The 13,378-nt window shown below is 71.6% G+C and carries 13 protein-coding genes; 4 read left to right on the top strand and 9 right to left on the bottom strand.

Annotation, left to right across the window (positions count from 1 at the left end; translation table 11 throughout):
* Nucleotides 1-2: 2 nt before the first annotated feature.
* Nucleotides 3-1,709, top strand: coding sequence for a hypothetical protein (locus IEZ27_RS16305; protein WP_189647981.1), 1,707 nt, complete (start codon nucleotides 3-5; stop codon nucleotides 1,707-1,709).
* Here the strand turns inward: IEZ27_RS16305 and IEZ27_RS16300 are convergent.
* Both IEZ27_RS16300 and IEZ27_RS16295 read right to left on the bottom strand, forming a co-directional pair.
* On the bottom strand, nucleotides 1,692-2,186 hold the full coding sequence (locus tag IEZ27_RS16300) for a hypothetical protein (RefSeq protein ID WP_189647980.1): 495 nt from the start codon (nucleotides 2,184-2,186) through the stop codon (nucleotides 1,692-1,694). The two genes, IEZ27_RS16305 and IEZ27_RS16300, sit on opposite strands and share 18 nt — an antisense overlap.
* A gap of 88 nt (nucleotides 2,187-2,274) precedes the next feature.
* Nucleotides 2,275-2,874, bottom strand: a complete 600-nt coding sequence (locus tag IEZ27_RS16295) for a TetR/AcrR family transcriptional regulator (protein ID WP_189647979.1) — start codon at nucleotides 2,872-2,874, stop codon at nucleotides 2,275-2,277.
* 93 nt (nucleotides 2,875-2,967) lie between these two features.
* Between IEZ27_RS16295 and IEZ27_RS16290 the strand changes: the two genes are divergently transcribed.
* The 3 genes from IEZ27_RS16290 to IEZ27_RS16280 all read left to right on the top strand — a co-directional run bounded on the left by IEZ27_RS16290 (nucleotide 2,968) and on the right by IEZ27_RS16280 (nucleotide 5,311).
* Nucleotides 2,968-4,146: a cytochrome P450 gene (locus IEZ27_RS16290; protein WP_189647978.1), complete on the top strand. Its 1,179-nt coding sequence runs from the start codon at nucleotides 2,968-2,970 to the stop codon at nucleotides 4,144-4,146.
* A gap of 6 nt (nucleotides 4,147-4,152) precedes the next feature.
* On the top strand, nucleotides 4,153-4,344 hold the full coding sequence (locus tag IEZ27_RS16285) for a ferredoxin (RefSeq protein WP_125630602.1): 192 nt from the start codon (nucleotides 4,153-4,155) through the stop codon (nucleotides 4,342-4,344).
* Between the two features lie 580 nt (nucleotides 4,345-4,924).
* Nucleotides 4,925-5,311: an SAV_6107 family HEPN domain-containing protein gene (locus tag IEZ27_RS16280; RefSeq protein WP_229824032.1), complete on the top strand. Its 387-nt coding sequence runs from the start codon at nucleotides 4,925-4,927 to the stop codon at nucleotides 5,309-5,311.
* A gap of 309 nt (nucleotides 5,312-5,620) precedes the next feature.
* On the opposite strand, the gene bldD is transcribed toward IEZ27_RS16280, so the two are convergent.
* The 7 genes from bldD to IEZ27_RS16245 form a co-directional block, all read right to left on the bottom strand.
* Nucleotides 5,621-6,115 carry a transcriptional regulator BldD gene (bldD, locus tag IEZ27_RS16275; RefSeq protein WP_026214021.1) on the bottom strand — a complete coding sequence of 165 codons (495 nt, stop codon included), beginning with the start codon at nucleotides 6,113-6,115 and terminating at the stop codon, nucleotides 5,621-5,623.
* Nucleotides 6,116-6,416: 301 nt separating this feature from the next.
* The gene (locus IEZ27_RS16270) at nucleotides 6,417-7,283 is read right to left on the bottom strand and encodes a universal stress protein (RefSeq protein ID WP_189647977.1); all 867 of its coding nucleotides are present in this window, start codon (nucleotides 7,281-7,283) and stop codon (nucleotides 6,417-6,419) included.
* 1 nt (nucleotide 7,284) lies between these two features.
* Nucleotides 7,285-8,706 carry an amino acid permease gene (locus IEZ27_RS16265; protein ID WP_189647976.1) on the bottom strand — a complete coding sequence of 474 codons (1,422 nt, stop codon included), beginning with the start codon at nucleotides 8,704-8,706 and terminating at the stop codon, nucleotides 7,285-7,287.
* A gap of 9 nt (nucleotides 8,707-8,715) precedes the next feature.
* Nucleotides 8,716-9,651, bottom strand: a complete 936-nt coding sequence (gene arcC / locus IEZ27_RS16260; RefSeq protein ID WP_125630593.1) for a carbamate kinase — start codon at nucleotides 9,649-9,651, stop codon at nucleotides 8,716-8,718.
* The gene (gene argF, locus IEZ27_RS16255; RefSeq protein ID WP_125630591.1) at nucleotides 9,652-10,656 is read right to left on the bottom strand and encodes an ornithine carbamoyltransferase; all 1,005 of its coding nucleotides are present in this window, start codon (nucleotides 10,654-10,656) and stop codon (nucleotides 9,652-9,654) included.
* Between the two features lie 10 nt (nucleotides 10,657-10,666).
* A complete protein-coding gene (locus tag IEZ27_RS16250) occupies nucleotides 10,667-11,911 on the bottom strand; it encodes an arginine deiminase (protein ID WP_189647975.1) in 1,245 nt (414 codons plus the stop codon).
* Complete coding sequence (locus IEZ27_RS16245; protein ID WP_189647974.1) at nucleotides 11,908-13,323, bottom strand: amino acid permease; 1,416 nt, start codon at nucleotides 13,321-13,323, stop codon at nucleotides 11,908-11,910. Before IEZ27_RS16245 ends, IEZ27_RS16250 begins: the two co-directional genes overlap by 4 nt.
* Between the last annotated feature and the right edge of the window lie 55 nt (nucleotides 13,324-13,378).

Below are 13,378 nucleotides of genomic sequence, written 5' to 3'. Positions count from 1 at the left end.
CCATGACGATGTCCATGGTCCGTGTTCCGGCCCCTGTCCCGCTGAGGCGGCGCGGGGGCCGGTCGCGTACGTGGTGGCTGCTCGCGGCCGGGTGGGCCGCGCAGGTCGCGCTGCGGCTCTGGTTGTTCCGGCAGCACGCCGGGCCCGTGGCCAACCCGGACGAGACCGGCTATCTGATCGCCGCCCGTTGGCTGGCCGGGGGGCCGGGGGCCGATCTCAGCGGGTCCACCTTCTACCAGGGCGGTTATCCGCTGGTGTTGGTGCCGGTGCTCTGGTTCGTACGGGATCCGGTGGTGGCCTACCGGCTGGTGGTCGTGGTGGGGGCGATGGCGGCGGCGGGGGCGTTCCCGCTGGCGTACCTGCTGCTGCGGCGGCTCGGGACGGGCGGGCGGACGGCGACGGTCGCGGCGTTCGCGGGCGGGCTGGCGCCGTCGCTGCTGGTGTTCTCGGGGCTGGCGCTGGCCGACGCGATCCTGCCCACCGTCGTCCTGGCGTGGCTGGTCGCGCTGCACGACCTGGCGGCCAGGGGGTCGGCTCGGGCGGGCGCGCTGGCGGGCGGCCTCGGCGCGTACGCCATGGCGGTGCACCTGCGGGGGACGGTCGTCCTGGCGGTGACCGTGCTGGCGCTGGCGGGCCTGTACGTCGCCCGCCGCCGCGCGGGCGCGGTGGCCGGGCTGGCGGTCGCCGGGGTGGTGGCGGCGGCCGGGGTGCTGCTGAACCGGGTGCTGTCCGGGGCGCTGTACCCGGGCGGGGCGCGTGACCTGTCGGGCCTGCTGGCCGAACGGGTGGGCGGGCTGGCCGGGCAGGCGTGGGCGCTGGCGGGGGCGGCCGGGCAGCTCTGGTACCTGATCGCGGCCACCTGGGGGCTCGCCGGGGTCGGGCTCGCGGGCGCCGCCGCCCTCGTGGCGCGACGGTCCGCACCCGGGCCGCACCGCCTGCTCGCGGCCGTCCTGCTGGCCACCACCCTGGGCATCGCGTACGCCTCCTCCGCCGCGCTGCCCGACGAGCACCGGGTCGGCAACCACGCCTACGGCCGGTACCTGGCCTGCGTGGCGCTCGCCTGGACGCTGGCCGGGCTGCTCGTGCTGGCCAGAACCGGTCGCCGGGCGGTCGTATGGCACACGCTGGCGGCGGCCGGGCTGCTCACGGCGACCGGCGGCGTGGTGGCCTGGTACGCGGGGGACCGGCTGCGGGGTTCGGCCTACATCGCGTTCGACTTCCCCGAGGTGATCTTCCTCACCCGGGTGCGGGACTCGTTCGACCTGGTCGCGGCCTCGGCCGTGGCGCTCGCCCTGCTGGCGGCCCTGACGGGAGCGGCCCTCCTGACGGCCCGCCGGGCCTGGCCGGCGGTCGTGGCGGTGCTCGCGGTGATCAACGTCGCCTTCGCCGCCGACCTGGCCCCGAAGTCCGCGCCCGCCGCCGCCGGGGCCGACTGGCTGCCCGCGCTCACGGCCCCCGGCCGCGTGGCCGTGGACCGGCGGGTGCGGTGGAACGTCTGGGTCCCGCTGTCCTACCGCGTCTCCTGGACCGAGGTCGAGCACTACGACCGTACGCCGCCGGCCGGTGTCTGCACGGCCGTCGTACCGCCCGACGCGGGGCCGCCGCCGGAGGGGTGGGCCGCGACCGGCGCGGGCGGCGTCCGCCAGGGCTGGACCACCTGGGTGAACGACCGCTGCCCCGGGGACGGGACGTCAGCGCGCGGACGGTGACGCCGCGCCGTGCGCCCGGGCGGCCGTACGGACCGCGCCGACCGCCTGGGCCAGGGCCGCCGCGAGCAGGAGCAGGGCCGAGCCCGCCTGCCACGGCGGCAGCGCGTCCGCGAAGGCCGGACTGCGGTAGAACGCCGCCAGCCTCGGCACGGGGTTGTAGAGGGCGACGGCGACCCCGAGCGCGTACGGCACGACGAGGACGCCCGACAGGACCAGCAGCGGGCTCCTGCCCCGGCCACGGCGGCGCAGCAGCAGGCCCACCACGGCGAGCCCGGCCGCCGCGAGCCCGGCCACCAGCGCGACGCCCTTGACCACCCACCAGAGGTCCGCGCCCAGCGCGGTCAGCCCGCCGGACGTGATCCGCCCGCCCGCGGCCCGCGAGGCCGTGCTGATCGCCGCGTGATTGACGGCCGCGTACGCCGCCACCAGGACCGGTCCCGACAGCAACAGCGCGAGGCTGCCCGGCCGTGCCCGCATCGATCTCCCCTCACGCAGCCTTCCCGTGCGGCCAGCCTGTCAGACCGCCGCGGCCCCGCGCCACCCGGGCCGCGCCACCGGGGCCGAGCTAGCGGGAGAGGCCGTGCAGGGCGACGTCGGCGGCCCGGCGGGCGGCGTCGCGGGCCTCCTCCACCGTGAGGCCGTCGGCCAGCGTGGACATCACGGCCAGCTTCACCGCGCCGATCAGCGCGCCCACCACCGCCGCGGCCTCGACCGGGTCGAGCCGGTCGGGGTAGGCCTCCCGCAGCACCCGGGCGAGCCGGAGCTGGCTGTCGTACAGCAGGTGCAGCGCCCGCGCCTGGAGCGGCGGCTCGCTCATGATGAGCCGCAGGCGCAGCGAGACGTGCTCGGACCAGACTTCCTGGCCCTCGCCCGACGCCGACAGCGTGCCCACGATGAAGTCGCGCAGCAGGCCGGCCGGCTCCTGGCCGGGCGCGGGCGCGGCCATGAACGCCAGCGCGCGCTCGATCCCGTACTCGGAGTCGTAGAAGAGCACGTCCTCCTTGCTGGCGAAGTAGCTGAAGAAGGTGCGCGTGGAGACCTCGGCCGCCGCGGCGATCTCCGCCAGCGTGGTCTCCTCGTAGCCCTTCTCGTCGAACAGCCGGAGCGCGGCCTCGATCAGCGCCCGGCGCGTGCGCTGCTTCTTGCGCTCCCGCAGTCCCACCATGACGGAACTCTACACCGGTAAACGAATTTCATGCATTGAAGTTTTGCATCGAATGAGGTTTTCTGGAGAGCGAGCTCGGAAAGGAGCCGCAGCATGTCCGAACTGACCTTTCCCACCGCCCGCCGGCGGCCGTTCGACCCGCCGGACGAAGCCACGGCGCTGCGACAACAGGGGGCGATGCATCGCCTGACCTTCGCCGACGGCCACCTCGGCTGGCTGGTCACCGGCTACTCGGCGGCCCGCTCGATACTGGCCGACCCCCGCTTCAGCAACCGCCCCGAGAACCACCACCCCGTGGTGCCCTCGCGCATGCAGTTCCAGCGGGAGGTGCCCCCCGGCTTCTTCCTGCGCATGGACGCGCCCGACCACACGCGCTTCCGCAAGCTGCTCATGGGACAGTTCACCGTCCGCAGGATGAAGGAGCTCGAACCGAGGATCGAGGAGATCACCGGCTCCTGCCTGGACGCCATGCAGGCCGCCGGACCGCCCGCCGACCTGGTGCAGTCCTTCGCGCTGCCGATCCCGTCGCTGGTGATCTGCGAGCTGCTGGGGGTGCCGTACGAGGACCGCGCGGAGTTCCAGGAGGACACCAAGGTCCTGGTCAACCTGGAGACCAAGGCCGACGACGCCATGGCCGCGTTCTCCCGGATCGGGGCGTACCTGTCGGGGCTGATCGGGCGCAAGCGGGTGGAGCCGGCCGACGACCTGCTCAGCGGGCTCGTCGAGAGCGGGGAGCTGACGCACGAGGAGCTGACCGGGGTCGCGTTCCTGCTCCTGGTGGCCGGGCACGAGACGACCGCCAACATGCTGGGGCTGGGGACGTACGCGCTGCTCACCAACCCCGACCAGCTCGCCGCCATGCGCGACGACCCCTCGGTGGTGGACAACGGCGTCGAGGAACTGCTGCGGTACCTCACGATCATCCACCTCGGCCCGGTGCGCAGCGCCCTGGAGGACGTCGAGATCGAGGGCCACCTGGTCAGGGCGGGCGATTCGGTCGCCTTCCACCTGCCCGCGGTGAACCGCGACCCCTCCCGCTTCCAGGACGCCGACCGCCTCGACGTCCACCGGCCGGCCGGCGGGCACCTGACGTTCGGCCACGGCATCCACCAGTGCCTCGGGCAGCAGCTCGCCCGGGCCGAGATGCGCATCGCGTACCCGGCGCTGCTGCGGCGCCTGCCTGGCCTACGCTTGGCCGTAACACCCGAGGAGGTGCCGATGCGCTCGGACATGAGCATCTATGGAGTGCACCGCCTCCCTGTCACTTGGTAGGTCACGATGAAGATCACAGCGGATACGTCGGTGTGCATCGGGGCGGGCATGTGCGCCCTGACCGTGCCGGAGGTGTTCGACCAGAGTGAGGACGAAGGCACGGTGGTGCTGCTTCAGGAGGTTCCCGCGGAGGGGCAGGAGGAGGCCGTGCGGCGCGCGGTGTCCTTGTGCCCGTCCGGCGCCCTGTCCGTCTCCTGACCTGGCGTTCTGCCCAACCTCCGACCTGGCGCCTGGTCCGTCTCCTGGCCTGGCGTCCGTGCGGGTCTGACCGTTCCGCCGCCGCCACCGTCCTCCGGTGGCGGCGGCTTTTCCTTGCCCGGGACGCCTGTTGATGATCGTGCCGCGAACAGGGGGAGGTTGTGGTACGGAACGGCGCTTGGCGTCCATGGTCATCGAACCTGTGTTCGTGGAACAGGTTGACACCGAGCGTGATCGAAATTATGTTCGACCTAGTGACGGTGAGGCTCGCGGCTCAACGTCACCCCAGGACCTGGTCGCGGGCCGTTCGCTTCCCCAAGCGATCCCCGCGGCCGGGCTCCACGGGCGAAGGGCGCGTCCTCGTCGTCGGCGGAGACGAGTTGGGCGTGTCCTGGCCGGACGGGGAGAGGGGAAGCTCCTCGTCCGGCTGGCTCGGCGGAAATGTCGGTGGCGTCTGCGATTGTTGGCCTCACCGGCGGAGACGCCGGCCGCCGCCCACGACTCCAAGGAGGCGCGCAAGATGGCACCACGGCCTAGAGACACTCCCGGGCCCCGGCTGTCGCCTGCGGTTCGGGCACACTTGACCGACTCACGTTCCTGCCTGGTGGAGGCGACCACCGCCCGCACCCCGGCATCCCGATACGTGGCCGCCCACCTGGCGGCCCTCCGAGCGGCGGCGGCGATCCTGGCCGCCCGGCCACGTCCCATGGAAGGCCGCAGGCGCCGCCTGCGCAGCGCGTGGGAGCTGCTGCCCGAGGCCGAGCCCCATCTCGCCGAGTGGGCCGCCTACTTCTCCGTGAGCGCCGCCAAGCGCGCGGCCGCGGAGGCGGGCGTGGTCCGCGGCATCAGCGCGGCCGACGCCGACGAGATCCTGGCCGAGGCCGAGACGTTCGTGTCCACGGTGGAAGACCTGCTCGGCGTGCCCGTCCAGCCCCAGCTTCCCGCAGAGGTCCCGCTGGCGGGCTGACCCCGCCGCCCGGCTCTCCAGGCGAGGCCGCCGCGCGGAGGGGCGTGGGTGGCGGGGTCCAGCAGGCCGACGACGCGAGGAAAGGCGGCCGGCGCTGACGCACGCCCGCGTCCTTGCCGGCATACGCGAGGCCGATGACGTACGTGGGCGCCTTCGAGGTGGCGTCGGTGGCGTACGTGGGCGCCTTCGAGGTGGCGTCGTGATGATCGCCGTTGCTCCGTGCGGGGAGTTCTCCTGCGAAGGCGCCCTGGTATGACGGAGGGCCCGCCAGGGGAATTGACGGGCCCTTCGGGGGTGAAGCGGTGAAACCTAGAACGACTCGACGGCCCTGCGGGCCTCAGCGTCGAGCACGCCCCAGCTGATGAGCTCCTCGGTCAACTCGCTGGGCGACTTGTCATAAATCACGGCCAACGAGCGCAGGTCCTCCTGGCGGATCGACAGGACCTTGCCGTTGTAGTCGCCACGCTGGCTCTGGATGGTGGCGGCGTAACGGGCAAGAGCTCCGGCCTTCTCCTTCGGCAGTGTCGCCAGGCGCTCCAGGTCGATCACAAGCTTGGGAGTCGGCCCGAGCGGGCTCGGCGCGGCGCCTCCGGGCAGCAGCTCGGAGACAGGCACCCCGTAGAAGTCGGCAAGCTCGGCAAGTTTCTGCACCGTGACAGCTCGGTCGCCACGCTCGTAAGAGCCCACGACCACGGCTTTCCACCTGCCGCGCGACTTCTCTTCGACTCCGTGCAGGGACAGGCCCTGCTGGGTGCGGATGGCGCGGAGTCGTGCACCCAGCGACTTTGCGTACTCAGACGGCATCGTGTTGGCCCCCCGGCTCTCGTATGTAGCGCTCTCAGTAGATTGTGCTCCCTTGCGGCATATGCCCCAGCCACCGGGGGGTACGGTGCCAGGCTCGGCACCATCGGTAGCCGTGGCCCTGGGTTTACCCCAGAACGCCGCGCGGTGTGGTTACGCACAGTGACGGTAAAGGGGTGGGAGCCTAAGGTCAAGCTGATTGGAAAAAAGATGCCGAATCCGGTCCGGGAGGGAACGCAACAAACGCCCCTCTTGTACCGATGGCCACACTACTTCGTCATAGTTTGACGAGTGAAATCGAACGTCAGGTCTCGCGGGTCAGAATCATGACCGGGCAGGTCGCGGCCTGGACGATCTTGATGGACGTGTCGCCCAGAAACACCCGCCGCAGCGGCCCGGCTTCGCTGGAGGCGCACACGATCAGCTCGCCGGGCAGCCACGTGGTCGTGCCGAGGGCCTGTGCCACGTTCCGGCCCTCCAGGAGCTCCACCTCGACCTGGAGCCTGCGCCGCTGGCCCCGTGCCGCCGCACGCAGGTCCGCCGCGGCCTGGTCGCGCAGCCGTACGAGCATCTCCTCCTCGATCCTGACGCGGCGGCCGGTCCTGAGCACCAGCGTGACCAGCCGCAGCGGGATGTTCAGGGTGACGGCCGCCTTGGCCGCGCCCTTGACGGCGGCGTCGGCGCCGGGGCCGCGGCGGTAGGCGACGGTGATGCGCTCGAAGGCGGCCGGCGGCTCGTCGCCGTAGCCGCGCGGCGCCAGCAGCACGGGCACCGGCGAGGAGTGCAGGAGCTGGTCGGCGGTGCTGCCGACGGTGATGCGGAACCGGCCGCCGCCGGGCGCCGAGCCGATCACCACGACGTCCGCGCCGAGCCTGCGCGCGACCTCCACCAGCCCGCGGCCGCTGCCCTTGTTGGTGTTGCGCACGTACTCGGCCTGGTCGCCGGCCAGCTCGCGGGCCTGGGCGAGGGCGTTCTCGGCCTGCTCGCGCAGGTACGCCCGCCAGGCGCCCTCGTCGGCGCGGGCGGGGCCGGGCGTGGTCGCCACCGGCGGCTGGACGGTCGCCACCGTCAGGCTGCCCGCGGTCTGCCGGGTCAGCAGGACGGCCAGCGCGAGCCCGTCCATGCTCCGCGGCTCGGCGATGTAGCCAGCCAGCACCTTGTCGAACTTCATGTCACCGCACCTCGGCATTCAGCCGCGAATGCCCGTAGCCGTACAGGAAATAGCAGATCAGGCCGAGCAGCATCCACAGGCCGAAGGCGGCCCACGTGACGCCCGCCAGCCCGGCCATGACGATGACGCAGAACAGCGCGCCGAGCACCGGGGTGAGGGGGAAGAGCGGCGTACGGAAGCTGCGGGGCAGCTCGGGGCTGCGGTAGCGCAGGACCAGCACGCCGACGTTGACGATGAAGAAGGCGAACAGGGTGCCGATGCTGGTGGCCTCGGCGAGCTGCCCGAGCGGCACCAGCCCGGCCAGGACCGAGATGAACAGGGCCACGATCAGCGTGTTGGCGACCGGCACCTGGTGGCGCGGGTTCACCCGCTGGAAGACGCGGGGGATGAGCCCGTCGCGGGACATCGCGAACAGGATGCGGGTCTGGCCGTAGATGACTGTGAGCACGACGCTGGCGATGGCGATCACCGCGCCGAAGGAGACGATCAGGCCGGGCCAGGTCGCGCCGGTGGCCTGGTCGACGATCTGCGACAGGCTCGCCTCGGTGCTCTCCGGGTCGAACTCCGTCCACGGCTTGGCCCCGATGGCGGCCACGGCGACCAGGACGTACACGGTGGTGACGATGGCCAGGGACAACAGGATGGCCAGCGGCAGGTCGCGCTTGGGGTTCCTGGCCTCCTCGCCGGCGGTGGAGGCGGCGTCGAAGCCGATGTAGGAGAAGAACACCTGCGAGGCGGCCGCGGTGATCCCGGCGACGCCCAGGGGGGCGAACGGGGTGAAGTTCCCGGCCTCGAACGCCGTGAACGCCACCGCGCAGAAGAACACCAGCACCGCGATCTTGATGAGCACGAACACGGCGTTGGCCGTGGCCGACTCCGAGGCGCCGTAGAGCAGCAGCCAGGTGGCCAGCAGCACGATGACGATCGCGGTGACGTTGACGACGCCGCCGTCCTGGCCGGGGGAGTGGGTGATCGCCGCCGGCAGCGTCCAGCCGAACAGGCTGCGCAGGAACGCGTTGAGGTACTCGCCCCACCCCACCGCCACGGCCGCGACGGACACCGCGTACTCCAGCATGAGGCACCAGCCGCACACCCACGCCACCAGCTCGCCCAGCGTCGCGTACGCGTAGGAGTAGGACGACCCGGACACCGGGATCGTGCCGGCCAGCTCGGCGTAGGACAGGGCGGAGAACAGCGCCGTGATCGCGGCCAGCACGAACGCCAGCACCACCGCGGGCCCGGCCTTGGGCACCGCCTGCCCGAGGATGACGAAGATGCCGGTGCCCAGCGTGGCGCCGACGCTGAACAGGGTGAGCTGCCACAACGTCATCGTGCGCCGCAGCTCGCCGCCCTCGCCCTGCCCGCCCTCGGCCACGATGCGCTCGGTCGGCTTGGTGCGCAGCAGCCGTGCGGCCAGTGTCACGTCGGTCTCCTAGAGGGTGCTCGTCAGCGGCCACATCCCATTGGGCGTGACGATGGTGCCCGCGGAGCCGGTGAGTATGTCCTCGGCGTCGTCGAGGCTGCCGATGGCGGCCATGTCGCCGGTGGTCTCGACGAACCGGCACACCGCGTCCACCTTCGGCCCCATCGAGCCGGCCGGGAAGCTCAGGCCGCGCAGCTCGTGCGGGGTGGTGTGGGCGATCTCGGTCTGGCCGGGCGCGCCGAAGTCGCGCATCACCCGGGGGACGTCGGTCAGGATGAGGAAGGCGTCGCACTCCAGCGCCTCGGCCAGCATCGAGGCGGTGAGGTCCTTGTCGATGACGGCCTCGACGCCGGTCAGCCGGCCGCGCTCGTCGCGTACGACCGGGATGCCGCCGCCGCCCGCGCAGATCACCACGACGCCCTCGCGGATCATCTTGCGGATCAGCCGGGTCTCCACGATGCGCTGCGGGGTGGGGGAAGGGACGACGCGGCGCCAGTACTGGCCGTCGGGCTTGACCGTCCAGCCGTACTCGGCGGCCAGCTTGCGGGCCTCGTCCTCCTCGTAGACCTGGCCGACGAACTTGGTGGGGTCGGCGAAGGCCGGGTCGACGGCGGTGACCAGGGTCTGGGTGACCATGGCCAGCACCTGGCGGCCGGGCAGGGCGTTCTGCAGCGCCTGCTGCATCCAGTAGCCGATCATGCCCTGCGTCTGCGCGCCCAGCGTGTCGAACGGGTAGGGGCGGCTCAGGCTGGGGTCCGCGGCGCTCTCCAGCGCCAGCATGCCGACCTGGGGGCCGTTCCCGTGAGTGATGACCAGCTCGTGCTTGTCGGCGAGCTGGGCCAGTGTCCTGACGGCGGTTGCGATGTTGTCCCGCTGGACGTCGGCGTCCGGTTTCTGACCGCGCTTGAGCACCGCGTTGCCGCCGAGTGCGACGATGACCCGCATTCAGTCCCCCAGGGTTGCGACCATGACCGCTTTGATGGTGTGCAGCCGGTTCTCGGCCTCGTCGAAGACGATGGAGCGCGGCGACTCGAAGACGTCGTCGGTCACCTCCAGGGCCTCCAGGCCGGTCTTGGCGTAGATGTCGGCGCCGACGCTCGTCTCCCGGTCGTGGAAGGCGGGCAGGCAGTGCATGAACTTCACGTCCGGATTGCCGGTGGCCCGGATCGCCGCCTCGTTCACCTGGTACGGCAGCAGCAGCTTGATGCGCTCGTCCCACACCTCCTTCGGCTCGCCCATCGACACCCACACGTCGGTGTAGAGGAAGTCGGCGCCCCTGACGCCCTCGGCCACGTCGTCGGTGAGGGTGATCCGGGCGCCGGTGGACTTCGCCAGCTCCACGGCCGGCCCGACCGCGAGGTCCCGGTCGGGCCGCAGCGACGGCGGGGAGACGAGGCGGATGTCCAGGCCGAGCAGCGCGCCGGTGACCAGCAGCGAGTGGCCGGTGTTGTTGCGCGCGTCCCCCAGGTAGGCGAGGGACACCTCGCGCAGCGGCTTGTCGGTGTGCTCCTGGACGGTGAGCATGTCGGCCAGCATCTGCGTGGGGTGCCACTCGTCGGTCAGGCCGTTCCACACCGGCACGCCGGACAGCGCCGCCAGGTCCTCGACGTAGGACTGCTTGCTGCCCCGGTACTCGATGCCGTCGAACATCCGGCCGAGCACCCGCGCGGTGTCCTTGACCGACTCCTTGTGCCCGATGTGCGAGCCGGCCGGGTCGAGGTAGGTGACGTGCGCGCCCTGGTCGTGGGCGGCCACCTCGAACGCGCAGCGTGTGCGGGTCGAGGTCTTCTCGAAGATCAGCGCGATGTTCTTGCCCCGGAGCCGCTGTCGCTCGATCCCCGCGTACTTGGCGGCCTTCAGCTCAGCCGACAGGTGCAGCAGGAAGCCGAACTCCTCCGGGGTGAAGTCCAGCTCCTTCAGGAAACTGCGGTTACGCAGGTTGAACGCCATGTCGCCCCTTCTAGACGCCGTCACGCTCCAGCGGGCAGCTCATGCACCGCGGGCCGCCCCGGCCCCTGCCGAGCTCGCTGCCGCGGATCGTGATGACCTCGATGCCGTTGTCGCGCAGGTGGTTGTTCGTGGTGGTGTTGCGTTCGTAGGCGACGACGACGCCGGGCTCGACGGCCAGGCCGTTGCAGCCGTCGTCCCACTGCTCGCGTTCGGCGGCGTACACGTCCTGGTGCGGGGTCAGGACGGTGATGTCGTCCATGTCCAGGGCGCGGGCGATGGCCTTGTGCATGTCCTCGGGCGGGTGGTCCACGACCCTGAGCTCCTTACGGGTCTCGCCCGGCTCGATCGTGTACGCCGGCAACATCCCGAGCCCCGCGTACTTGGTGAACACGCCCACGTCGAGCATGGTCATGACCGTGTCGAGATGCATGAACGCGCGCGCCTTCGGCATGTCCAGCGCCACGATCCGGGTCGCCGAGCCGGCGCTGAACAGCCGCTGGGCCAGCATCTCGACCGCCTGCGGCTGCGTACGCTCGCTCATCCCGATCAGCACCGCGCCGCGCCCGATGACCAGCACGTCGCCGCCCTCCATGGTCGCCGGCGCCATCGCCTGGCCCGGCAGCCAGCAGTGGAAGCCGCCCTCGCCGGGCCGGTCGAAGCCGGCGGCGAACATCGGGTGGAACATGTAGACGGCCTCCAGGTTGACCGTCTCGCGCATGCGGGCCTTCTTGCGCATCGCGTTGATCGACACGCCGTCGTAGATCCAGCAGGAGGTGTCGCGGGTGAACAGGTGGTTGGGCAGCGGCGGCAGGATGAAGTCGTCCTCGGCGGTGGTGTGGAAGGCCACCGACTTGGGGTCGCAGCCCATCTCGACCAGCTCGCGCTTGGTGATGCCGCCGGTCAGGTGCACCTGGAGGGTGGCGGCGTCCATGCCGTCGAGCGTGTTGCGGATGTCGTCGATGGCGACCGGGCCGAGCCAGCGCTCGTCGATGACCGCGTCGAGGATGTGCTTGCGCGCCTCGGGGATGTCGACCACCTCCCGAAGGAGGTCGGCCAGCATGTGGACGACGATGCCGCGCCCGCGCAGCACCTGCTCGAACTCCTCGTGCTCCTCCACCGCGCGCTGCACCCACAGCACGTCGTCGAACAGGAACGCGTCCTTGTTGCTCGGCGTCAGCCGCTTGAGGGCCAGTTCCGGCTTGTGCAGCAGGACCTGACGCAGCCGGCCCACCTCTGAATCGACATGAAAGGTCATTTTTCAGATATCCCCTCAGGGCGACGGACATCACGCGGCCCGTACTCCCCGTGTCTGGCCTTCAGCCAGATGTAGACGGGCACCCCGACCAACAACATCAGCGTCCCGCCGAGCACGGCCGAGGGGCCGGAGCCGTACGCCATCCAGAACGAGAACAGCAGCGCGAGCACCGCGACGGCCAGGTCGCGGGCCAGCCGCCCCCGCTCGACCCGCCGCTCCCGGGTCACCAGCCAGAACAGCTGGGCGGCGGCCGAGAAGAAGTAGGGGATGACGGTGGTGAAGGAGGCCAGCAACACGATCGTGTCGAAGGCGTTCTCGGAGGTGTAGCCCACCAGCAGCATGAGCGAGGTGAGGACGGTCCCGGCCAGGATGCCGGTCAGGGGCGCGCCGCGCCGCGTGACGACGGCGAAGGCGGGCGGGAACATGCCGTCCTTGGAGGCGGCCAGCGGCATCTCGGCCACCAGCAGGGTCCAGCCGTTCAGCGCGCCGATGCCGGAGACGATCGCGCAGGCGGCCATGAGCAGCCCGCCGCCCGTGCCGCCGAACATGTGGTCGAGCGCGGCGGCGAAGGGCGCGGTGGAGCCGACCAGCTCCTCCTGCGGCACGGTGCCCATGACGGCGACCGTGCTGAGGATGTACATGACGGCGCAGACCAGCACGCCGATGACGCTGGCCCGGCCGATGGTGCGGGCGGGGTCCTTGACCCGTTCGGCGGCGATGGCCGCGCTCTCCACGCCGGAGTAGATGAACAGGGTCACCGCGCCCGCCATGGAGACGGCCGAGACCCAGCTCCCGCCGGTGGCGTTGAACGAGGGGTAGTTGCCGCTGTGCACGAAGAACAGGCCCACCACCGACACGAACAGCAGCGGCGCGAACTTCAGGATCGTGGTGACCACCTGGAAGGCGGCCGCGTTGCGCACGCCCGCCAGGTTCACCACGGCCGGGATCCACACCCCGGCCAGGCCGATCAGGATCGAGCCGAGCGTGCCGCTCCAGTGGAGCCCGAACAGCCCGTGGGCCAGGTACTGGACGTAGCCCACCCAGGCCACGGCGATGGCCGCGTTGCCGATCCACGCCGTCAGCCAGAACGACCAGGCGATCCAGAACCCGGCGAACTCCCCGAACGCCTCCCGCGCGTAGGCGTAGGGGCCGCCGGCCGCCGGTACGCGCCCGCCCAGCCGGCCGAAGACGATGGCCATCGCGATGGCGCCCGCGGTGACCAGGACCATGGAGACCAGGCTCACCGTGCCGAACGCGGCCAGCGAGGCGGGCAGCAGGAAGATGCCGGTGCCGACGACGTTCCCCATGACCAGCGCGACGGCGGCGCCGAGGCCCAGGCCGCCCGCGGCTGAGGACTGCGTCCGGCGCGCCGCCGTCGTCACCCCGTTCGAGGGCGGACGTCGTTCCCGCATGCGTGCCCCCGCGCGAGTCCCCAGGAAGGGCCGACGCCGAGCGCGTACGGCCCTG

It is taken from the genome of Nonomuraea spiralis (assembly GCF_014648435.1).
Taxonomy (GTDB): Bacteria; Actinomycetota; Actinomycetes; order Streptosporangiales; family Streptosporangiaceae; genus Nonomuraea; species Nonomuraea spiralis.
The sequence above is the reverse complement of the archived record's forward strand: the minus strand, read 5'-3'. Positions and strand labels throughout refer to the sequence as shown.